Here is a 21388-nt window from a genome sequence, read left to right as displayed (position 1 = left end):
GTTCCATATCGCTCCAATGAGCAAGACGATCGCCAAGTCCAACCTGCCACAAAAGCCTTGCGTGCATTGCAAGCGCCCGTTCACGTGGCGGCGCAAATGGGCTCTGGTCTGGACGGAGGTCAAATACTGCTCCGACCGCTGCCGCAACGAAGCCCGGCGCAAAACTCCGCGCTAGTCGGGCGCTGGGATTTCCGTTACACCGCCGGCAGCTCGAACCGCATCGGGTGTGTCGACATCAAGACGCGCCGCTGGACCGATTTCGACATCGATGACTGACCAGACCCCGCTTTCGATCAGCGCGCGCGCGCCCACATCTCCAGAGAGCTTCATCGCCTCGGCAAAGGCAGCCCGCGGCAGGATCACCGGATTGCCGCGCCGATCCCCGTCACATGCGCGGATAATCGCCGCCCCCTGATGTTCGGCAAAAACCTCGATCAGCCTGTCCAGATGACGGCGGGTAAGCGCTGGCATGTCGCCAAGCAGGACCAGCGCACCCTGAACGCCCTCATCAAGCAATGACAGTCCTTGTTTCAGCGAAGACGCCATCCCCGATGCGAAGTCGGAGTTGTGAACCAGCTCGACATCAATGCCGGCGAGGCTTGCCGCGATGTCTTCGTTGCGGTGCCCGGTCACCACCACCGTCTGGCGGGCCGTGGATGCGAGCGCCGTGCCAGCCATCCTGCGGATCAGCGGCTCTCCGTCAAACGCCGCCAGAAGCTTGTGCCCTGCCTGATCACCCATTCGACTGGCACGCCCCGCTGCCAGCAGCACCACGCCGACGTCTGGAGCGGATTTGCCCTTCTGCGCTGAGCCACCGGGTTGCCGTGGCTGTGGCCGGGTCGGAATTTCCTTGAGAAGCCCCCCAACTCCCATACGGGCGATATCCATCGAGGTCGGCGTCTGGCCAGCCAGAATACGCGCCAGCACCCAGTCAAACCCATTTTCCTTGGGGCTGCGGGCGCACCCCGGCGCGCCGATGATCGGAACATCGCCGAGCGAGCCCAGCACCAGCAGATTGCCCGGATCGACCGGCATGCCCACCCGCTCGACCTCGCCACCGGCATTGCGGATCGCAGCCGGGATCACATCCTCGGGATCGGTGACAGCGGACGCACCAAAGATCACAATCATCTCGTGGATCTTTGCCATCCGGACGATCTCGCCCGCAACCGCCTCAGCATCATGGTCGACGCGGCTTTCCTCGATAAGCTCGGAACCGCTCAGCGATAGCCGTCCGGCCAGTAGCTGGCTGGTCTTGTCCATCACCGAAGTCTTGAGCGACGGCAACATAGTGGAAATCAGACCGGCCCGGACAGAGCGGAACGGCAGGACATGGGCCAGATCACGGACGCCGATTGCAGCTTTGGCGCGTCCAAGCGAAGCGCCCTCCACCGCCAGCGGAATGATCTTGATCGTCGCCACCATTTCACCGGCTTGAACCGCATTCAGATCGGCAAGACTGGCAAATGTGATGGCGGGATCAATTGCATTGAACGCATCTACCATAAGTTTGTCGGCCCGAAACAGACCAGCGCATGTGGCGTGAAGATTGACCCGCCCGGTCGAAGCATTTGCTGCCCGGATATTGGCACCGGTGAAGGCCTGTGCCAGTGCTTCGGCGGCTGCATCCTCTCCGACATCACCCTCGCGCAAGCGGGCAACTATCACTTCGTCAACGCCGCCCTGCCCGATGAGCTTCAGGTCGTCTGCGCTGAGCACATGGCCTTTCCTGAGCTGCAGTGTGCCAGCCGTGAGTGAATGCGCCAGCACCGCGCCCTCGGCCTCAGACAGCGGAACCGGGCCAAATTGCATGTTTCAGTCTTTCCCAGGGTGGGCAGGCATCGGCTGCGAGGGCTTGCGCAGCGCGGCAATCACCTGCGCCAGAATTGCCACGGCAATCTCTTCAGGGCTTTGCGCACCGATATCAAGGCCTATGGGGGCTGCGATCCGGCCAATCTCTGCTTCGCGAAGCCCGGCTTCCGTCAGCCGTTCCACCCGCCGCCCGTGGGTCTTGCGGGAGCCCAGAGCACCCACATAGAAGGCACCTGTCTTCAGGGCCGAGATCAACGGCCAGTCATCAATCTTCGGATCATGCGTCACCGCCACAAGCGCCGTGAATGCATCAATCGGACTGTCCTTGAGCGCATCCTCCGGCCAGTCGGCTGTCAGATCCACGTTTTCAAACCGATCCGGCGTCGCGAAGGCCGTTCGCGGATCAATCACCTTCACATCAAAGCCGGCCATCGTCGCCATCGGCGCCAGCGCTTGCGAGATATGCACGGCGCCAATGATCACCATTCGTGGCGAGGGCACATGCACATTGAGAAAGAAGCGCTGTCCTTCAGCCTCCACCGCGCCCGACTTGGCGGTCCGGAAGGCCTTTTCGACGGCCTCACCCAGCTCTCCGGCGATCGGATCACCCTTCATCACCAGCCGGTTGCGGCCGTCAGCAAGGTCCGTGAGCATGATTGCAGCCTGCCGGTCGCGTCGCGCTGCATTGAGTTTCCGGAGCAGATGCGGATCCATCAGCCGACTCGCTCGAGATAGACCTGGATCTTGCCGCCGCAGGACAGCCCGACACGCCAGGCGGTCTCGTCCGCCACCCCGAATTCGAGCATCTTAGGCTCACCGCTGGCAATCACATCCGCGGCTTCCGCAATCACCGCACCTTCAACGCAACCGCCCGAAACCGAGCCGCTGAAATTGCCGTCAGTGTCGATTACCAGATGACTGCCGACCGGCCGGGGCGCAGACCCCCAGGTCTCGATCACGGTCGCCACCGCCACATCGCGCCCGTCCAGCATCCAGCGCTCGGCAACCATCAGCGGATCAAGTTGATCATCGTTTGTCTGAGAAGTGGTCTGTGATGTCATGCCAGCCTCCATCATCTGCTCAAGGGATATGGCCATTGCCGCCGGGTGATTACAAGTGAGATTACATATAGCGCCGGGGATCGGCCTTGGACGCACCCCTTTCACCAAGGGCTGAGACAAGATCGGCCATCGCCGCGATGTTGTGCACCGGGCGGAATTCATCGACATGGTCGAGCATCGTGCGCACGCCACGCGCGCGGGCTTCAAAGGCATCGAACCGCAGCAACGGATTGAGCCAGATCAGCCGCCGGCAGGACCGGTGCAGCCGGTCCATTTCCTCGTCCAGCTCTTCGATCGAATCGCGCTCCAGCCCGTCTGTGATCAGGATCACCACTGCACCCTGCCCCAGAACCCGGCGCGACCATTGCCGGTTGAACAGCCTGAGCGCTTCACCGATCCGGGTGCCGCCGGACCAGTCCTTGACCGCACCAGTGCACTGGTCGACCGCCTCGTCAGGGTCCTTGTTGCGCATCTGCCGGGTGATGTTGGTGAGCCGCGTGCCGAACAGGAAGGTGTGAACACCGCGCCGTTTCTCGCTCATCACATGCATGAAATGCAGAAAGATCCGGGTGTACTGGCTCATCGATCCGGAGATATCGGCAATGATCACCAGCGGCGGATGCACTTTACGGTGCTTGCGGAACCGCGGCAGGATGAGATCGCCGCCCGTCCGCATCGCAGCGCGCATTGTGGCGCGAGGGTCGATTTTCTGGGCCGATGCGGCGGCTTTGTAGCGTCGCGTTTCGACTTGGTCGAACGGCAATGTCAGCTTGGCGATGGAGCGCTTGGCTTCACCCAGCTCGAACGCTGTCATCTGGGCAAAATCCTGCTGCCTCAACACCTCGTCGCCCGACATCGTCTCCCGCGCATCTATTTCAATGAGCGGCTTGTCCTCGGGCGGACGCTTTTTCTCGTGACCCTCAAAAAGCGCCTGACTGACACGGGTCTCGCCGGCTTTCAGTTTCTCGCGCTGCTTGTTTTCCATCGCCACGGGAGCAAACATCGCGATCATCTTTTCAACCAGATCGCGGGTCCGCCAGAACAGCCTGAACGCCTGATCGAAGACCTCGTGATCCTCGCGCCGCTTGACGAACACCGAATGCAGAACCCAGTAGAATTCCTCGCGGCTGCCAATGCCCGCGATCTGAACCGCTTCCACCGCATCGCGAACCGTCGCCGGGCCGACTTTCAGGCCGGCCTTGCGCAGCACCCGCGCAAAATAGACGATGTTGTTGACGATCCGGCCGTCGCCGCCCTTGAAGTTGATGGCGTTTGCGGCTTCCGCCATCAGATCGCCTGTGCCAGCTCGGTCTTTACCTCGTCCAGCAGTTTCCGTCCGGCGCTTCCCTCGATACGGGCGATGTCATCCTGATATTTGAGCAGTGTTCCGAGCGTGTCGGAGACTGTCTCCGGATCGAGCGCCAACCGATCGAGTTCCGTGAGCGCCGTTGCCCAATCTATGGTTTCGGCAACTCCCGGGCTCTTGAACAGATCCATCTGCCTGAGCTTCTGCACATAGGCGACCACCTGCCGCGACAGCTCCTCATGGCATCCAGGCACTTTCAGCCGGACGATCTCGAGCTCGACCTCGGCACCGGGATAATCCACCCAGTGATACAGGCAGCGCCGCTTCAGCGCGTCATGGATCTCGCGGGTGCGGTTGGTGGTGATGATGACGATCGGCGGCTCCTCAGCCTTGATCGTGCCAAGCTCTGGGATCGTCACCTGGTAGTCCGACAGGATTTCCAGCAGGAACGCCTCGAAGGCCTCGTCTGTCCGGTCAAGCTCGTCAATCAGGAACACCGGCGCGCGACCGTCTTTGCCTTCGAGCGCCTGAAGCACCGGACGGCGAATGAGATGTTTTTCAGAAAAAATGTTACGCTCAATCGCGCCCCGGTCATCCTCGCCGGTGGCTTCCGCAAGCCGGATCTCCAGCATCTGCGCCGGATAGTTCCACTCGTAGACAGCAGAGGACACATCGAGGCCTTCATAGCACTGCAGCCGGATCAGCGGTCTGTCGAGAGCCTTGGCCAGTACCTTGGCGATTTCGGTCTTGCCGACGCCGGCCTCGCCTTCGAGAAACAGCGGTCGCTTCATCCTGAGGCTCAGAAACAACACCGTCGCCAGCGCCCTGTTTGCGACGTAATCCTGGCTCGAAAGCAAGGCCAGCGTTTCGTCAATCGAGTTGGGCAGCGTTTGCGTAATCGTCATCTTGGCTCCGGATCGAGGTTTGCAACATCCCTCCAGACGGAAGGCTAAACAGAATGATATCCGCGGTCCAGATACAAAAGTGCAGGCCCCGCAGGACCTAGCCTCAATCCCGTGACCTCGCCAAACAGCACCGTATGGGTGGCCACGATCTTCGCATCGATCAGGCGGCAGTCAAACACCGCCGCAGCCCCCACAAGCGCCGGCGCATCTGTGGTGATCGTATCCCATTCAGCCTGCGCAAACCGCTCATCGACGCTCAGATCGACAAGACCGGAAAATGCCGACGCCAGATGCTCGTGCCCCGCCATCAGGCTGTTGAGCGCGAAGACACCTGATTCGGCAAAGATCTCGTTGTTCGGATTGGAATGATTGAGACACACCAGCAGCGTTCCGGGATTGTCGGATACCGAACAGGCGGCCGTCACGGTTACGCCGCGCCGCACGCCCTCATGCATGGTCGTGGCAATCTGCACGTGACCGGCATAGCGCGCCATGGCGTCGCGGTAATCCTTGGAATCAATCGTATGCCGTTTCAACACGCCTGCGCCTCAATCTTGGGACCAGTCCCAAATGCCGGACTGTGCTCCATACATAAAGTGTGAAAGCGATTTTGAAACCCGCCGCCCGCGACTTTTTCTCCCCTGGCGCCGCCAAGAGCAGCCCAAGTGACGGATTTTGCTTTGATTAGGCAGGCCTGCCGGGCTAAATACCGACCATGATTATCCGGTTTGCGCTTTCATGCCTGACACCTGTCATGGCCCTGCTTTTGGCGACCGCCCCCGTGCGGGCGGAAGCGTTGCATGTCGGGATTGTGATTCCGCAATCGGGTCAGTTCAAACCGCTCGGCGATCATGTCCGCGAGGCGTTTGCCGTCTGGGAATCAGCTAATCCCGGCGCTTTCGAGGACATTGTCGAGGGTGACGACGGTTGCTCGGAACAGGCCGGCGTTGATGCCGCTGCAGCCATGATCGAGGCAGGCGTCAATGTCGTTGTCGGCTTCCTCTGCACCGAAAGCCTCGCTGCGGCGTTGCCGTTGCTGTCGGATGAAAACATCCCGGTCATCACGCTGACTGTGCGCGCCGACATCATCGGTGAGGAAGCTTCGCGGCTCGGGTGGAACTTTTTTCGCCTTGCCCCGCGCGCGGGCTCGGAAGCGGAAATCGCGGCAGATGCGATCCTGCGTCTATGGGCCGATAAGTCTTTCGCACTGATCGAGGACGGCGCCATTTCCGGGCGGGAGCTTGTCGAAGCCATCCGGGTCAATCTTGAAAACCGCGGCCTGAAGCCAAATTTCGTCGACAATTTCCGCCCCGGCCAGGCCACCCAGCCAAGCCTGGTGCGCAGGCTCAAGTCTGCCGGCGTTTCTCGCGTCTTTGTCGGTGGCGAGCGCTCCGACATGGCGGTCATCGCAATGGAAGCCGAGCGTCAGGGCGTTGCGCTCAAGTTCATGGGCGGCGATTCGCTGCATGCGCCGCAGGGCGAAATTCCTTTGCCCGATGGCACCATCGCCGTGCTTGCTGCAGGCGCCACACCGGGCCCAGAGGCCGAAGCGGCAAGGGCTGCGTTCGAAAGCCTTGGCCTGATTGCCGAAGGGCTGCGCATTCCTGCCTACGCGGCGGCCGAAATTCTGGGCACGATTTCCAACCGGATGGATTACAGCGCAACCGGTCTCGTTGAGGCCCTGCGCACAACCACCTTTTCCACCGCACTCGGTCCTGTGACATTTGATGAAAACGGCGAACGACGGGAACCAAGTTTTGTGCTGGCCATCCTGCGGGATGGCGAGTTCACCAGACTGAGTGTGGAAGAAACGGCACGAATCGCCGGAGAGAGCCAATGAGCAAAACTGCAATGAAGACCGGACCGCGCAACCTCATTACAGATGTCGCGGGGCTGCTGGTCGGCAATGCCAGCGACACCGGGCTCAACTCCGGGGTAACGTCTATTGTCTGCGATCTGCCTGCAACCGCTGCAGTGCAGGTGCTCGGCGGCGCGCCCGGCACCCGTGAGACCGATCTGCTCGAGCCCCACAACACGGTCGAGACCGTCAACGGGCTCATCCTGTCCGGCGGCTCCGCCTTTGGCCTTGATGCCGCCAGCGGTGCGCAGGCCTGCTTGCGTGAACAGGGCAAGGGATTTGAAGTCGGCCCTCACCGCATCCCGATCATACCTGCAGCGATCCTGTTTGATCTGATCAATGGCGGCGACAAGGATTGGGGGACCTACCCGCCCTATCGCGAGCTGGGCTATCAGGCCACAGCAGCGGCCTCACAGCATTTTGAAATAGGAACCGCAGGTGCAGGCACCGGCGCGCTTACTGCAACATTCAAGGGCGGGCTTGGCTCTGCCTCGGCGCTTGTCGCTGATGGGATTACCATAGGAGCGCTGGTAGCCGCCAACCCGATGGGGACCGCCACAATCGGCGACACACAGCATTTCTGGGCAGCGCCCTTCGAGATCGGTGATGAATTCGGCGGTCTTGGCATGCCATCCCCCCTGCCCGAGGACGCGACGGACCTGAAAATCAAGTTCCGCGACATGACCCGCGGCGTGTCCAACACCACCATCGCCGTCATCGCCACCGATGCAAGCCTCACCAAGGCCGAAGCCAAGCGCTTGGCAATTGCGGCCCATGCGGGTTTTGCAAGGGCCATCTGGCCAAGCCACACCCCGTTTGACGGCGATCTGGTGTTTGCGCTTGCCACAGGCGCGTCTGGGCGCAAACCGTCGCACGACGAATTCCTCGACCTGTGCGCCGCAGCCGCCTCGACTATGAGCCGCGCCATCGCCCGCGGCATCTATGAAGCGACGTCTGACGAGCGCGACCTTATGCCGGCGTGGTCCTGTCGCAGCGCCTGAACCGGCCTTCGGTTGCCCGCACGCCCCGGCAATGATACGCGGTGCTGGCAACAAAGCTAGAGAGCTCCATGACGTCTGCGCGCCGCAAATTCCCCGAATTCAATGCCGGACCTCTCAGGTGGACCGCTGTGACCAGATGCAATCGATGAACAATCCAGTCAAACGGCACAAGGGCCCGACGCCAAAACCGGCCAACGACAACTCCAATCTGCGTGATCGATTTGAGGCCGCCAGGCTCGAGTGGCGCGACGTCGTCTATGGCTCGATCGGCTGGGGCGCAGCCATGGCACTTTCCGCCCAGGCCTGGTTGTGGTTGTCGATGGGCGCAGTAACCAGCCATTACTGGAACCTGACCGCGCTGGCATTCTGTGGCGCTGCCCTTGCCTGGCCAATGAGCCTTGCGGCATTCCGCTTCATTGCCTTCAGACGAGCGCGCGAAGCGGCATTTGCCACGGCTTTCATATGCCTGACGGTGTTCACCATTGGCGTCACCTCGCTGATGTTCGCAATCGTCTACCGCAATTTCTATGCGCAATGGCACGGCGATACATTTACGAAACTTTGGCTCTACCAGCTGGTGTTCACGACAGCGTCCGCACTCTACCAATTCGCGGTCCAGGGAGTACGCCTCTATCTCCCGCTAGGTGTGATATTCCTTTTCGGCGCCTCTTACCTGCTCGCCAGCAGACATTCTGCCGCCAAACCGGCAAAAACCGTTCCTATCGCTTAACCGCGCACGATCCGAAGTTTGATTCCGTGCGGAAATGGTCTAGACCCGCCGCAACGCAACACATCCACGGATTACGTCATGATACCTCGTTACTCCCGCCCGGAAATGGTCGCTGTCTGGTCACCAGAATCGAAGTTCCGCATCTGGTTCGAGATCGAGGCCCACGCCTGCGATGCGCTGGCCGAACTGGGCGTGATCCCGAAAGAGGCCGCCAAGACCATCTGGGAAAAGGGCAACGCCGCCACTTTTGACATCGACCGCATCGACGAGATCGAGCGCGAAACCAAGCACGATGTCATCGCGTTTCTGACACATCTCGCCGAAATCGTCGGCCCGGATGCCCGTTTCGTGCATCAGGGCATGACCTCGTCGGATGTTCTCGACACCTGCTTTAGTGTCCAGCTGGTCAAGGCCACCGACCTGATGCTCGCCGACATGGATGCTCTTCTCGCCGCCATCAAGCGCCGTGCATTCGAGCACAAGAAAACCGTCTGCATTGGCCGTTCGCACGGCATCCACGCCGAACCGGTGACATTCGGCCTCAAGATGGCCGAAGCCTATGCCGAATTCGACCGTTGCCGCACTCGCCTGGTCAATGCGCGGGCTGAAATCGCCACATGCGCCATCTCGGGCGCCGTCGGCACCTTCGCCAATATCGATCCGCGCGTTGAAGAGCATGTCGCCAAGGCCATGGGCCTGACCTCAGAACCGGTCTCGACCCAGGTCATCCCGCGCGACCGCCACGCGATGTTCTTCGCAACGCTCGGTGTCATCGCCTCGTCGATCGAGCGCGTCGCCACCGAAATCCGCCATCTGCAGCGCACCGAGGTTCTGGAAGCCGAGGAGTATTTCTCACCCGGCCAGAAGGGCTCGTCGGCAATGCCGCACAAGCGCAACCCCGTGCTGACCGAAAACCTCACCGGCCTGTCTCGGCTGGTGCGAATGGCCGTCACGCCGGCGATGGAAAACGTTGCCCTGTGGCATGAGCGGGACATCTCGCACTCGTCCGTCGAGCGCATGATCGGTCCGGACACCACTGTAACGCTCGACTTTGCGCTGGCCCGCATGACCAATGTCATCGACAAGCTGATGGTCTATCCAGAGCGCATGGCCGGCAACATGAACCGTCTTGGCGGTCTGGTGCACTCGCAGCGGATCCTGCTGGCGCTCACCCAGGCAGGCTCATCGCGCGAGGACGCATACCGCCTGGTCCAGCGCAATGCCATGAAGGTCTGGAACAGCTACCAGGTCTCAGGCGATTCAGAGGTCGACTTCCTCACCGAGCTTCTGGCCGACGAAGATGTGCGCAAGTATCTTTCCGAAACGGAGATCCGCGACCGTTTCGATCTCGGCTATCACACCAAGCATGTCGACACCATCTTTACACGCGTGTTCGGCGAGAGCTGATCAGCCCATCTGAGACATTAATGACACGCATTCATACGAAGTGAATGTGTGTCATTATCTCGCCCTGCTGTTGCCCCCATCTTGCCGCGGTTGCCACCCATTCTGTGGATCTTCCGACAGACTGGAGCACATATCATGCAGGACTATCCGCCCCTTGCCGATCACGGCCGCGAACGACACCGCGAAACCGATTCAGAACTCCGCCAGAGCCGTGACTCCGGCATCAGCATCTGGATTGCGGTTGCGGCAGTGATCATCTCGCTTGGCATCTTGATGGTGTTCAGCCAAGGCCAGTTGAAGAACGGCGGCGGACCATTCGTCATCACGCCACCCACCCAGATCAGCGCATACCCCGCAGCCAACCGTTAGAGAATCCTTCGATTAGCGGGCCGCAGCCCCGAAACCGATCCGGAATTGTGGCTCAAAAACAATTTGAGGCGCCAGCGGGCTTTTTCAAGCCGCTCCACCGGTTGACATTTGATCCGGCCTCGCCCAACTCGGCTGCATGAAAGTTGCCGAAGCAGACATCCTCATCGTCCCTGGTTACACAAACTCCGGCCCGGACCATTGGCAATCGCGTTGGCAGACGCGGCTGTCGACAGCCCGGCGCGTCGAACAGGACTCATGGGCAAAACCCGTGTGTGAAGACTGGACCGCGCGCTTCGCCGAAGCCGTCAACGAGGCCGAGAAACCGGTTGTCGTGATTGCCCACTCGCTGGGAGTGGCGACCGTGTTACAGGCCTTGCCGGACTGCAGGAACAAGATTGCCGGCGCGTTTCTGGTGGCGCCGCCGGAAGTCAATAATCCGAAAATCCGGCCAAAGCACCTGATGACCTTTGGGCCCTACAAGCAAGATCCGCTCGACTTCCCGTCGATCGTCGTGGCGAGCCACAACGATCCGTTCGGATCCTTCGAGCATGCGGGCGATATGGCCAACGCCTGGGGATCGGTTTTGGTGGACGCTGGCGAAGCAGGCCACATCAACGCCGAATCAGGCCACGGTCCTTGGCCGGAAGGCATTATGGTGTTTGCCCATTTCCTCGCCCGTCTGAAGCCCTGACGATCCAAACCAGACGTCAGCCCCGCGCCTTGTCCAGCATCACGGCCGCACCGGCGTGTATGATCCCTGGATCGGTGTTCAAGGCAGCAAGCCGGTAGCCCATCGTGCCAAAGCGCGGAACATCGGCGGGATCAACGGCAAAAATCGCCGCAAACTTGCCTGCACCGCGTGCGCGGCCGCCAATTTCGGCGATGACATCCTGAAGTTCTTCATTCTGGGGATCAACACCAGCGCCATTCGACCAGGAAATCGAGAGATCGGATGGTCCGACAAAGATCCCGTCAATTCCCCTGGTTGCCAGAATTCCGTCGAGTGCCGCGAACGCTTCCCGTGTCTCGATCATCGCCAGCGCCATTGTCTTGGTGTTGGCAGCCCGGAAATAGCTCTCCGCCGAGTAGGACGTATGCATCTGCAGCGCCTTGGTCGGCCCCCAAGAGCGCTCTCCGATCGGCGGATACTTCATCGCATTTGCAAAGGCTTCGGCGTCGGCGACCGAATTGATCATCGGTGCAATGACAGCCTCGAAACCCATGTCGAGCGCGCGACTGGCGAGATCATTGCGCCCCACAGGTACCCGCATGATCGCAGGCTTGCCCGCAGCAAAGATCGCCTTGGCAGAGGCAAAAGCGGTCGATTCGCTGTGCGCGCCGTGCTGCATGTCGACGGTGACTGTATCGAAAGGACAGCGAGCCAGCGCCCCTGCCATCTCGGCAGACGGTGACGTCGACCAGGCGGTGATCAGCATCTTGTCCTGATCAAACTTGTCTCGCAATTGCACGGCTAACTCCTCCCGAATCGCTATTTCGCCCGCAACGGGCGCTCCTGACCTTCATTCCAACAAAAAACCGCCCCCGGCAAGCCGCAGGCGGTTTCATGTAACTCAGGCAGCAGTGCGTCAGCTGCTCTGGATCTGCTCGACGGCGACGACCAGCAGTTCATTCATCTTGCGACGCAACTGGTGGTCGGATTGATCTACACCGGCTTCGTCGAAATCGCCGCGCACCTTGCGGAAAACGTCTTCATCGCCCGCTTCCTCGAAATCGGCCATGACGACGCTTTTGGCATAGGTTTCGGCTTCTTCACCTGTTTTGCCCAGCAATTCGGCGGCCCAAAGCCCCAAAAGCTTGTTGCGGCGAGCTTCTGCCTTGAATTTCAGCTCCGCATCATGGGCAAACTTGTTTTCAAATGCATTTTCGCGATCATTCATGTTGCTCATGAGCTGGCTCCCGTCGTTGAATCGATAAACCCTATATGGGTGTTTGCCCCATAAAACAAAAGACCGCCGAAAGTGCAATCTAAACCCGCATGAACCGTGCAAATCAGGGGACATACCCTACAACGGCGTTGTGAAAGCCCGGACAATCCGATAAACCACGGCTCAAAATATCCTTCAGCCGAGTTGCCGCGGCTTCAGCCGGCACAAATTGACAGAGATGCCCCATGACCCGTCGCCGCCGTATCTACGAAGGCAAGGCCAAGATTTTGTATGAAGGCCCCGAGCCCGGCACATTGATCCAGTTCTTCAAGGACGACGCAACCGCGTTCAACAAGAAGAAACATGACGTTGTTGATGGCAAGGGCGTGCTCAACAACCGGATCTCCGAGTACATATTCTCGCATCTGAACCGGATCGGCATCCCGACCCACTTCATCAAGCGCATCAACATGCGCGAGCAGTTGATCAAGGAAGTCGAGATCATCCCGCTTGAAGTGGTTGTGCGCAATGTTGCGGCCGGCTCGCTGTCCAAGCGCCTCGGCATCGAGGAAGGCACCGTCCTGCCCCGCTCGATCATAGAATTCTATTACAAGGCCGATGCGCTCGACGACCCGATGGTGTCTGAAGAGCATGTCACCGCCTTTGGCTGGGCCAGCCCGCAGGAAATCGACGACATCATGGCGCTTGCCATCCGCGTCAACGACTTCCTCACCGGCCTGTTCCTGGGCGTCGGCATCCAGCTGGTCGATTTCAAGATCGAATGCGGTCGTCTGTTTGAAGGCGACATGATGCGCATCGTCGTCGCCGACGAGATCTCGCCCGATTCCTGCCGCCTCTGGGACGTCAACACCAACCAGAAGTTCGACAAGGACGTCTTCCGTCGCGATCTCGGCAATCTTGTCGAAGCCTATCAGGAAGTCGCCCGCAGGCTCGGAATCATGAACGAGAACGAGATGAACCGTCCTTCCGGACCGGTTCTGGTCAAGTAAGCGTCAGGAGATCCGGACATGATCAAGGCACGCGTCACCGTGACGCTGAAAAACGGTGTTCTCGATCCGCAAGGCAAGGCCATCGAACATGCGCTCGGCGGCCTCGGGTTTTCCGGCGTCGATTCCATTCGCCAGGGCAAGGTGTTTGACGTGGTTCTAGAAACATCCGACCGCGCCAAGGCCGAAGCCGAACTCAAGGCCATGGGCGAAAAACTGCTCGCCAATACGGTGATCGAGGATTTCTCGGTCGAGGTGCTCTGAGCCATGAAAGCTGCCGTCATCCTGCTTCCCGGCCTCAATCGTGATCGCGACATGATTGCGGCGCTCACCAAGATTTCAGGCCAGGCACCGCAAACCATCTGGCAGACCGAGACATCGATTGACGACGACGTCGACCTGATTGTCATCCCCGGCGGCTTCTCCTATGGCGACTATCTGCGTTGCGGCGCGATTGCCGCACGCATGCCGGTGATGCAGGCTGTGCGCGAGAAGGCCGAAAAAGGCACCCGTGTCATCGGCGTTTGCAACGGCTTTCAGATCCTGGTTGAAAGCGGGCTCCTCCCCGGCGCACTGATGCGCAACGCATCGCTCAAGTTCGTCTGCCGCGAAGTGAAGCTCGAAGTCGCCAACGCAGGAACAGCCTTCACGCAGGGCTATTCGCAGGGCCAGATCATCCGCTGCCCGGTGGCGCATCACGACGGCAACTATTTCACCGATCCTGATACGCTGGCCGAAATCGAAGCTGGCAATCAGGTCGCGTTCCGCTACACGGCCGACACCAATCCGAATGGCTCGCTCAACAACATCGCCGGCATCGTCAACAAGGCGGGCAACGTGTTGGGCATGATGCCGCATCCGGAAAATCTGATCGAGGACGCGCACGGCGGCTCCGATGGGCGCGCGCTGTTCGAATCCGCGCTCGGACTCGTCAACGCCTGACAAGACGCGGGCGACGTCGCAGGCCACTCGCCTGAATAAGCAATGATTTCGTGCGGCCCGATTGCGAGCAATCGCGCGAACGGGAATCGTGCTATTGCAGCCTTCCCTTCACTGTCATCTGGCTGATGCCCGGAGCACCCTTGAACAAGAATTCGTTGATATTGGTGCTGATGTCCGGGCTCGCCATGTCAGCCTGTTCGCCCGCCGCAGGCCCTGCTTCCAGCATAAGCTCCAATTTAGTCGCAGTCTCGACACTGCAACGGGTGAACAGCCAGGCTCATGCCTGCTGGCTCAAGGACAACGAGTTTGCCAGCTATGGCATCGTGCCCGAACTCGACACCACCAGCACGCCAAGACTGCTGATCATTCCGCGCGGCAAGCCACAATCACTGCCTCAGGCGGTGATCGTTGCTTCGGCCGGCAATGCCCAGTTCTACGGTCCCCTCTCGACCTCGCCGCTGGCTGGACGGATCAACAGCGATATCTCACGTTGGGCATCGGGCGGAACCGGCTGCTAAAGGGTACAAACCACGTGGTTCACTGCCACCGGTGTCCACAGAATAGCGCTTTCTTTCTGCCTGAAACCCAATTTCCAGGTGCCAACCGGCCCGCCATTGCGCTATAGGCTGCAGCACGCGCAGGATAAAAAGGGCGACCACCGCCATGAACATTCCAAATATCATCCCTATCACCGAAGATCTGATTGCTGCTCACGGGCTCAAGCCCGACGAGTATCAGCGCATTCTCGATCTCATCGGTCGCGAACCGAGCTTTACCGAGCTCGGGATCTTCTCGGCGATGTGGAACGAGCATTGCTCTTACAAATCCTCGAAGAAGTGGCTGAAAACGCTGCCGACCACCGGACCTCGGGTCATACAGGGGCCCGGCGAGAATGCCGGTGTGGTTGATATCGGCGACGGCGACTGCGTGGTCTTCAAGATGGAAAGCCACAATCACCCCTCCTACATCGAGCCCTACCAGGGTGCGGCCACCGGCGTCGGCGGCATTCTGCGCGACGTCTTCACCATGGGCGCGCGTCCGATTGCGGCCATGAACGCACTGCGGTTTGGCTCGCCCGATCACCCGAAGACCCGCCATCTGGTATCAGGCGTCGTTGCAGGCGTTGGCGGCTACGGCAATTCCTTTGGCGTGCCAACTGTCGGCGGCGAGGTCGAATTCGACGCGCGCTACAACGGCAACTGCCTGGTCAACGCCTTTGCCGCAGGCATTGCCAAAACCGACGCGATCTTCCTGTCCGAAGCCAAGGGCGTCGGCCTGCCGGTTGTCTATCTCGGCGCCAAGACCGGACGCGACGGCGTTGGCGGCGCCACCATGGCATCGGCCGAATTTGATGAATCGATCGAGGAAAAACGCCCCACCGTTCAGGTTGGTGACCCGTTCACCGAGAAATGCCTGCTCGAGGCCTGCCTTGAACTGATGCAGACCGGCGCGGTCATCGCCATCCAGGACATGGGCGCAGCGGGTCTGACGTGCTCGGCAGTCGAAATGGGCGCCAAGGGCGGCCTCGGCATCGAGCTCGATCTCGACAAGGTGCCGGTGCGCGAAGAGAACATGACCGCCTACGAGATGATGCTGTCGGAAAGCCAGGAGCGCATGCTTATGGTGCTCGAGCCCGAGAAGGAAGCAGAAGCCAAGGCGATCTTCGTAAAATGGGGCCTCGACTTCGCCATTGTCGGCAAGACGACTGATGACCTGCGCTTCCGCATCCTGCATCAGGGCGAGGAAGTCGCCAACCTGCCGATCAAGGATCTGGGCGACGAAGCCCCTGAGTATGACCGCGAATGGCGCGAAATCGGTGGCTTGTCCGCGATTTCCTATTCCGATGTCGAGGAGCCGGAAGATTATGGCCAGGCGCTGCTCGACCTGCTCGGTTCGCCCAACAATGCGTCCAAGCGCTGGGTCTGGGAGCAATATGACACGCTGATCCAGGGCAACTCGCTGCAGATCCCCGGCGGCGACGCCGGCGTCGTCCGCGTGGAAGGCCATGAAACCAAGGCCTTGGCCTTCTCGTCTGATGTGACGCCGCGCTATGTTGAAGCCAACCCCTATGAGGGCGGCAAGCAGGCCGTCGCCGAATGTTGGCGCAACCTGACTGCCACCGGCGCCGAGCCGCTGGCCTCCACCGACAACCTCAATTTTGGCAACCCCGAGCGGCCCGAGATCATGGGTCAGCTGGTGATGGCGATCCAGGGCATCGGAGAAGCCTGCCTGGCGCTCGATTTCCCCATCGTGTCTGGCAATGTCTCGCTCTACAACGAGACCAATGGCGAGGCGATCCTGCCCACACCAACCATCGGCGGCGTCGGCCTGATTGATGACTGGAACCAGATGGCCCGCATTGGCGGCGCCAAGGCCGGAGACGCTGTTATCCTGATCGGCGGCGATGGCACCCATCTCGGCCAGTCAGCCTGGATGCGCGACTGCCTTGGCCGGTCCGAAGGCGCTCCGCCGTCCGTTGACCTGGCCGAAGAACGCCGCAATGGCTTTTTCATCCGCTCCGCCATCCGAAATGGTCAGGTCACATCCTGCCACGACATTTCGTCGGGCGGACTGGTAACCACCCTGGCTGAAATGGCCATGGCCTCCGATCTCGGCATGGATCTCGACCTGTCCTCCAGCAATGGCCCGGCCCACGCTCTGCTGTTTGGCGAAGACCAGGCACGCTATGTCATCACAGTGCCTTCCGATCTGTCAGGTTACATCATGGCAAGCGCCGAAGGCGCGGGTGTTCCCTTCCGCAATCTCGGCACCATGTCAGGTGACAGCCTGAAGATCGAAGGACTGATGTCGGTCCCCGTATCCGCATTGCGCAGCACCCATGAATCGTGGTTCCCTGCATTCATGGACACCCCCGCAGCGCTTGCCGCCGAATAGCCAATCAGGAGCCTTCCCAAATGCCAATGAACGCAGGCGATATCGAAAAACTTATCAAGACCGGAATTCCTGACGCCAAGGTCACGATCCGCGATCTTGCCGGCGATGGCGATCACTATGCGGCGGAGGTTGTCTCAGAGAGCTTCCGCGGCAAGAGCCGGGTACAGCAGCACCAGATGGTCTACAACGCGCTTGAGGGCAACATGGGCGGCGTTCTGCACGCTCTCGCCCTGCAGACCAGCATCCCGGAGTAGGCGAAAGCGGTGGCGGGCTTTCTGGAAGGTTTGATCACCGAGGTTATCGACGGCGTCGTTGATGGAATGGCCAAAGGCGCCGTCACCCGCAAACGCCGCCGCTCAACCACGCGGAGCAAGACGACCCGCCGCAAAACCACCGCACGACGCAAGCGCCCGGCCACGACATCGACAATCGAGAAGGTGCTGATCGAGGCGCTGACCGGCAAAAAGCCGTCAGCCAAGCGCACCCGAACCCGCCGGACGACAGCCAAGAAAATGCGCACGACACGGCGCAAGTCTACAGCAAGCAAGCGCTCATCTTAGGTCAGGCCCTTGGCCTTCAGCCATCTGTTTTGCCAAACACCGCCACAATCGGCCCCGCCGGGTCGCCCGAATCGATCTCCATGTCGGTGCCCCAGGCAAGGCTTGAGACGCCGCCGTCAAAGAACAGCGCATCGGGACACTCGGCTACATCCCTGAACAGTCGCGCGAAGGAACCCAGACTCACCGGATCCCGGGTGATCGCCAAGACCACCTTGCCGTCCGCCCTCACCCCGATCCCGTTGCGAATGTACTTCGTCGTTCCATCGGGTAGGAAGCGCGGATGGATAGCGCCATTGATCACCAGCATCGGGCCAGATTGGGTGGCAAACATCGACGAAATGCCTGCGCTCGCATAGGTTTCGGTCTCCATCACACCGGCGCTATTATCCTTGTCGATAAAGAACACGCCATTCGGCTTGAGAAAGAAATTGCCGAACCCGTCATCATGATTGAGCGGCGAGAACTCCGTGCCATTCTCGACATAGAGCCCCACCGGCATCATGTCGGCGTGATACATGCCGGCATTCATGGCCAGCACCGGTGTCTCGCCGGCTGCTGCCAATGCCACAACAGCCTTGGGCACACTTGCATAGGGCTCGCTTTCCTTGCCCCGGTAGACCACACGGATATCATGGACTTCGGGATCAGCGACGCAGAGGATTGCCCGCGCGCCCTCGAACACGGTTTCCTCGCAGATGTCCGGACTTTTCGCTTGCGTCATTGTCCCACTCCCGTTCTGCCCCGTCACCTCCGGCCCGGGCCGCGAGCCCGAGGGCGATAGCACCAGCCACAAGACGACGCCGCCGGCGACCGCCAGCAGCACCAAGACAAAATAACCGGCGCGCACCATCCACATCTCATCACTTATAGGGCCTAGGTTCTTGTCTTGTCATGCCGCGCGCGTTATCTGAAGGGCAAGAAATATCGTGGCCACACGTTTTGAAAGGATCCAACGATGTCCGGCATCAATGATTTCATCGACAACGAAGTGAAAAGCAACGACGTGGTGCTGTTCATGAAGGGCACGCCGCAATTCCCGCAATGTGGATTTTCCGGTCAGGTCGTCCAGATTCTCGATTACCTGGGCGTTCCCTACAAGGGCGTGAATGTTCTGGCTGACGATGCCCTGCGCAACGGCATCAAGGAATATTCCAACTGGCCGACCATCCCTCAGCTCTACGTCAAGGGCGAGTTCATCGGCGGCTGCGATATCATCCGCGAGATGTTCCAGTCGAGCGAACTGCAGCAGCACATGACCGACGCCGGCGTGCCGGTCAAAGCCGCCTGACACCATCTATCTGACTGACGATGCGGCAAGAGGCGGATTTTCCGCCTCTTTTCGTTTCAGCGGCAAGGAAAACCGAGAACCGTCCTTCCCGACCATAAGAAAATACGACTGGAGACATGATCATGACCTGTACAATCTATCTCTCGGGCGAAATCCACTCCGACTGGCGCGAACAGATTGAAACCGGCGCACGTGCTGCAGGCCTCCCTGTCAGCTTCAGCGCCCCGGTAACCCATCACGAAGCGTCCGATGATGTCGGCGTCGCCATTCTGGGAGCAGAGCCCGACAAGTTCTGGCACGATCACAAGGGCGCGCAGATCAATGCCATCCGCACCCGCACATTGCTCGAAAAGGCCGATATCGTCGTCGTCCGCTTCGGCGAGAAATACAAGCAATGGAACGCGGCGTTTGACGCCGGCTATGCCGCGGCACTCGGCAAGCCCCTGATCATCCTGCATCAGGACGAGCACGCCCATGCGCTCAAGGAAGTCGATGCTGCTGCACTTGCCGTCGCCAAGACGCCAGATCAGGTCGTGTCGATCCTGCAATACGTTATCAACGGCGCTTTGCCCGGCTACACCGACAAGGTTCAGGAAGCCGCGCAATAAACCACCGATCAGGATCGTTGGCTGCGGAAAATCTTAATTTCTGCAGGTCAAGCTCGAACTCCACACGCTGCATGTTTGCATGTTAGGATTCCGAGTTGATCACAGAGCCGCCCCCGCCCCGACAAGGCAGCAAGGAAGCGGGCAAACCGCTGATGTCGAAATCATCTTGGCTGCTGGTGTTCATTGCTACAGTTGGCTTGTCCGTCATTGTCTCGACACCGGCTATAGAACGGCTCAACAAGGGCGACCGCCACCAGTGTAGCGCATATGTGAGTGCACCAGCGGGGGTCACTCTGATTGCTCATGCTGGCGGAGGTCTGAAGCAGGGCGACTATTCGAACTCGAAAGAAGCGCTAGACCAATCGGCGGCCAACGGTTTCATCTTGTTCGAACTGGATTTCAACTGGACCAGCGATGGCGAGCTGGCGATCGTCCATGATTGGAAAGATGAATATCGGTATTGGAACAATCTTGGTTGGAGTGAATGGCTGGCGTCCTTCTATGCCGTACCTTCCTCCGTCAGCTTGCAGGCCAGCGCACCCAACTTCGGACTGACCCGCCTGACACTGGACACATTGATCGAGTGGCTCCGCACCAATCCGGGTCAGGTTGTCACCGATTTCAAGACGGACAACATTGAAGGATTGGCCCTGATCGCCAGCCGGGCTGGGTCACTGCAGCATCGCTTCATACCGCAGATATATGATGTCTCCGAATACAGCGCCGTACGGGAACTCGGATACAAGGAGGTCATATTGACAACCTATCGTCTGCCTCCTTCTGAAGAATCCTACCGGCAAATTGACGAACTTGATCTCTTCGCTGTGACAGTGCCCAAAGATCAGGTTGGAGACGCCGCCGGGATCATTTCGAACAACAGGATTTTTACCCACACAATCAACGCGCCGGTCAATTTGCCTGCGACAGGCTATTATACTGACTGTCTGATTCCGGTAGAAACAGGTAACGGCGCCTGAAATCGAAATCCATGAAGGCGATGAACAATGACTGATACCTCCTACACTGGCTTTGGCGATAAGGCCCTTCCCTTCCTCAAGGCGCTCGGGTTTCACCAGAACCGCGAATGGTTTCATGAAAACAAGTACATCTTCGAGGCAAACCTCAATGAGCCGCGTGGCAGGCTGATTGACGATCTGGCCGTGCGTCTGGCGGAGACGAAGATCCCGCTCACCTGCAACCGCAAGACCTCGACCTTTCGCATCAACCGAGACGTTCGCTTCGCCAAGGAAAAGCATCCCTACAACACCCATGTCAGCGCGGTGGTCACCCGCTCCGGCACAAAGAAGGACCAGGGCCTGCTCTATTTGCATGTCTCGCCGGATGATTCCTTTCTGGCCGTCGGTTTCCATTCGATGGAATCTGACGAGCTCCGCGCATTCCGCGAGGCCATCGTCGCCCGCAAGGACCAGTTCGACGCAGCTCTAAAACCGCTCACGACGCTGGGTTTCGTGTTTGACCAGGAAAACAGCCTCAAGCGCACGCCGCGCGGCTTTGAAGACATCACCGATCCTGCGATCTTGGATCTGCTCCGTCTCAAGCACCTGACGCTGTCGCGCCGTTTTTCCGAAGACAGGCTCAAAGGCACGGCGCTGCTCGATGATCTCACCGAACTCGCGACCGTTGCGCAGCCGTTTCTGAGCTTCGGCTGGCGCGTGATTGATCCCGTCCGCGCCGCCCGCGACGAGAAAAATCAATAGACAACAGCTTTTGCTCGATCGACAGATTTGGTGCC

27 protein-coding genes are annotated in these 21388 nt (G+C 59.8%); 18 read left to right on the top strand and 9 right to left on the bottom strand.

Annotation, left to right across the window (positions count from 1 at the left end):
- The first annotated feature begins 16 nt into the window (after nucleotides 1-16).
- Complete coding sequence (locus WNZ14_RS12530) at nucleotides 17-175, top strand: DUF2256 domain-containing protein (protein ID WP_342868992.1); 159 nt, start codon at nucleotides 17-19, stop codon at nucleotides 173-175.
- On the opposite strand, the gene WNZ14_RS12525 is transcribed toward WNZ14_RS12530, so the two are convergent.
- The 6 genes from WNZ14_RS12525 to WNZ14_RS12500 form a co-directional block, all read right to left on the bottom strand.
- A complete protein-coding gene (locus WNZ14_RS12525) occupies nucleotides 172-1812 on the bottom strand; it encodes a molybdopterin-binding/glycosyltransferase family 2 protein (protein WP_342868991.1) in 1641 nt (546 codons plus the stop codon). The genes WNZ14_RS12530 and WNZ14_RS12525 overlap by 4 nt on opposite strands.
- 3 nt (nucleotides 1813-1815) lie before the next feature.
- The gene (locus WNZ14_RS12520) at nucleotides 1816-2526 is read right to left on the bottom strand and encodes an XdhC family protein (RefSeq protein ID WP_342868990.1); all 711 of its coding nucleotides are present in this window, start codon (nucleotides 2524-2526) and stop codon (nucleotides 1816-1818) included.
- A complete protein-coding gene (locus tag WNZ14_RS12515) occupies nucleotides 2526-2873 on the bottom strand; it encodes an XdhC family protein (protein ID WP_342868989.1) in 348 nt (115 codons plus the stop codon). Before WNZ14_RS12515 ends, WNZ14_RS12520 begins: the two co-directional genes overlap by 1 nt.
- 61 nt (nucleotides 2874-2934) lie before the next feature.
- Nucleotides 2935-4161 (bottom strand): VWA domain-containing protein, encoded by a 1227-nt coding sequence (locus WNZ14_RS12510; RefSeq protein ID WP_342868988.1) that lies wholly within the window; start codon nucleotides 4159-4161, stop codon nucleotides 2935-2937.
- Nucleotides 4161-5084 carry a MoxR family ATPase gene (locus tag WNZ14_RS12505; RefSeq protein ID WP_342868987.1) on the bottom strand — a complete coding sequence of 308 codons (924 nt, stop codon included), beginning with the start codon at nucleotides 5082-5084 and terminating at the stop codon, nucleotides 4161-4163. Before WNZ14_RS12505 ends, WNZ14_RS12510 begins: the two co-directional genes overlap by 1 nt.
- Nucleotides 5085-5128: 44 nt before the next feature.
- Complete coding sequence (locus WNZ14_RS12500) at nucleotides 5129-5623, bottom strand: flavin reductase (protein WP_342868986.1); 495 nt, start codon at nucleotides 5621-5623, stop codon at nucleotides 5129-5131.
- A 215-nt stretch (nucleotides 5624-5838) separates the two neighbouring features.
- On the opposite strand from WNZ14_RS12500, the gene WNZ14_RS12495 reads away from it, so the two are divergent.
- From WNZ14_RS12495 to WNZ14_RS12470, 6 genes are all read left to right on the top strand, one after another.
- On the top strand, nucleotides 5839-6924 hold the full coding sequence (locus WNZ14_RS12495; protein WP_342868985.1) for an ABC transporter substrate-binding protein: 1086 nt from the start codon (nucleotides 5839-5841) through the stop codon (nucleotides 6922-6924).
- 11 nt (nucleotides 6925-6935) lie between these two features.
- A complete protein-coding gene (locus tag WNZ14_RS12490; protein ID WP_342870221.1) occupies nucleotides 6936-7943 on the top strand; it encodes a P1 family peptidase in 1008 nt (335 codons plus the stop codon).
- A gap of 145 nt (nucleotides 7944-8088) precedes the next feature.
- Nucleotides 8089-8673: a hypothetical protein gene (locus WNZ14_RS12485; protein ID WP_342868984.1), complete on the top strand. Its 585-nt coding sequence runs from the start codon at nucleotides 8089-8091 to the stop codon at nucleotides 8671-8673.
- Between the two features lie 78 nt (nucleotides 8674-8751).
- On the top strand, nucleotides 8752-10080 hold the full coding sequence (gene purB / locus WNZ14_RS12480; RefSeq protein WP_342868983.1) for an adenylosuccinate lyase: 1329 nt from the start codon (nucleotides 8752-8754) through the stop codon (nucleotides 10078-10080).
- Between the two features lie 135 nt (nucleotides 10081-10215).
- Nucleotides 10216-10449, top strand: a complete 234-nt coding sequence (locus tag WNZ14_RS12475) for a hypothetical protein (protein WP_342868982.1) — start codon at nucleotides 10216-10218, stop codon at nucleotides 10447-10449.
- Nucleotides 10450-10585: 136 nt separating this feature from the next.
- A complete protein-coding gene (locus WNZ14_RS12470; protein ID WP_342868981.1) occupies nucleotides 10586-11140 on the top strand; it encodes an alpha/beta hydrolase in 555 nt (184 codons plus the stop codon).
- 16 nt (nucleotides 11141-11156) lie between these two features.
- Here the strand turns inward: WNZ14_RS12470 and WNZ14_RS12465 are convergent, their stop codons facing one another.
- Nucleotides 11157-11918: an aldolase/citrate lyase family protein gene (locus WNZ14_RS12465; RefSeq protein WP_342868980.1), complete on the bottom strand. Its 762-nt coding sequence runs from the start codon at nucleotides 11916-11918 to the stop codon at nucleotides 11157-11159.
- Between the two features lie 117 nt (nucleotides 11919-12035).
- A complete protein-coding gene (locus WNZ14_RS12460; protein ID WP_342868979.1) occupies nucleotides 12036-12356 on the bottom strand; it encodes a DUF1476 domain-containing protein in 321 nt (106 codons plus the stop codon).
- Between the two features lie 224 nt (nucleotides 12357-12580).
- On the opposite strand from WNZ14_RS12460, the gene purC reads away from it, so the two are divergent.
- The 7 genes from purC (at nucleotide 12581) to WNZ14_RS12425 (ending at nucleotide 17739) form a co-directional block, all read left to right on the top strand.
- Nucleotides 12581-13345: a phosphoribosylaminoimidazolesuccinocarboxamide synthase gene (gene purC / locus WNZ14_RS12455; protein ID WP_342868978.1), complete on the top strand. Its 765-nt coding sequence runs from the start codon at nucleotides 12581-12583 to the stop codon at nucleotides 13343-13345.
- A gap of 18 nt (nucleotides 13346-13363) precedes the next feature.
- Complete coding sequence (gene purS, locus WNZ14_RS12450; RefSeq protein ID WP_342868977.1) at nucleotides 13364-13606, top strand: phosphoribosylformylglycinamidine synthase subunit PurS; 243 nt, start codon at nucleotides 13364-13366, stop codon at nucleotides 13604-13606.
- A gap of 3 nt (nucleotides 13607-13609) precedes the next feature.
- Nucleotides 13610-14284 (top strand): phosphoribosylformylglycinamidine synthase subunit PurQ, encoded by a 675-nt coding sequence (gene purQ, locus WNZ14_RS12445; protein ID WP_342868976.1) that lies wholly within the window; start codon nucleotides 13610-13612, stop codon nucleotides 14282-14284.
- A 140-nt stretch (nucleotides 14285-14424) separates the two neighbouring features.
- A complete protein-coding gene (locus WNZ14_RS12440) occupies nucleotides 14425-14802 on the top strand; it encodes a hypothetical protein (RefSeq protein ID WP_342868975.1) in 378 nt (125 codons plus the stop codon).
- A 145-nt stretch (nucleotides 14803-14947) separates the two neighbouring features.
- Nucleotides 14948-17179, top strand: coding sequence for a phosphoribosylformylglycinamidine synthase subunit PurL (gene purL / locus WNZ14_RS12435; RefSeq protein ID WP_342868974.1), 2232 nt, complete (start codon nucleotides 14948-14950; stop codon nucleotides 17177-17179).
- 20 nt (nucleotides 17180-17199) lie between these two features.
- Entirely contained in the window at nucleotides 17200-17433 is a 234-nt protein-coding gene (locus tag WNZ14_RS12430; protein WP_342868973.1) for a BolA family transcriptional regulator, read from the top strand.
- A 9-nt stretch (nucleotides 17434-17442) separates the two neighbouring features.
- Nucleotides 17443-17739, top strand: a complete 297-nt coding sequence (locus WNZ14_RS12425; protein WP_342868972.1) for a hypothetical protein — start codon at nucleotides 17443-17445, stop codon at nucleotides 17737-17739.
- Between the two features lie 16 nt (nucleotides 17740-17755).
- On the opposite strand, the gene WNZ14_RS12420 is transcribed toward WNZ14_RS12425, so the two are convergent.
- A complete protein-coding gene (locus WNZ14_RS12420) occupies nucleotides 17756-18460 on the bottom strand; it encodes a phosphodiester glycosidase family protein (protein ID WP_342868971.1) in 705 nt (234 codons plus the stop codon).
- Between the two features lie 234 nt (nucleotides 18461-18694).
- Between WNZ14_RS12420 and grxD the strand changes: the two genes are divergently transcribed.
- From grxD to WNZ14_RS12400, 4 genes are all read left to right on the top strand, one after another.
- Nucleotides 18695-19027 (top strand): Grx4 family monothiol glutaredoxin, encoded by a 333-nt coding sequence (grxD, locus tag WNZ14_RS12415; protein WP_342868970.1) that lies wholly within the window; start codon nucleotides 18695-18697, stop codon nucleotides 19025-19027.
- 122 nt (nucleotides 19028-19149) lie between these two features.
- A complete protein-coding gene (locus WNZ14_RS12410) occupies nucleotides 19150-19635 on the top strand; it encodes a YtoQ family protein (RefSeq protein WP_342868969.1) in 486 nt (161 codons plus the stop codon).
- Between the two features lie 95 nt (nucleotides 19636-19730).
- Nucleotides 19731-20612: a hypothetical protein gene (locus tag WNZ14_RS12405; RefSeq protein ID WP_342868968.1), complete on the top strand. Its 882-nt coding sequence runs from the start codon at nucleotides 19731-19733 to the stop codon at nucleotides 20610-20612.
- Between the two features lie 27 nt (nucleotides 20613-20639).
- Nucleotides 20640-21353: a TIGR02453 family protein gene (locus WNZ14_RS12400; protein ID WP_342868967.1), complete on the top strand. Its 714-nt coding sequence runs from the start codon at nucleotides 20640-20642 to the stop codon at nucleotides 21351-21353.
- Nucleotides 21354-21388 lie beyond the last annotated feature (35 nt).

This window comes from Hoeflea sp. AS60 (genome assembly GCF_038900115.1).
Classification (GTDB): domain Bacteria; phylum Pseudomonadota; class Alphaproteobacteria; order Rhizobiales; family Rhizobiaceae; genus Hoeflea.
The sequence above is the reverse complement of the archived record's forward strand: the minus strand, read 5'-3'. Positions and strand labels throughout refer to the sequence as shown.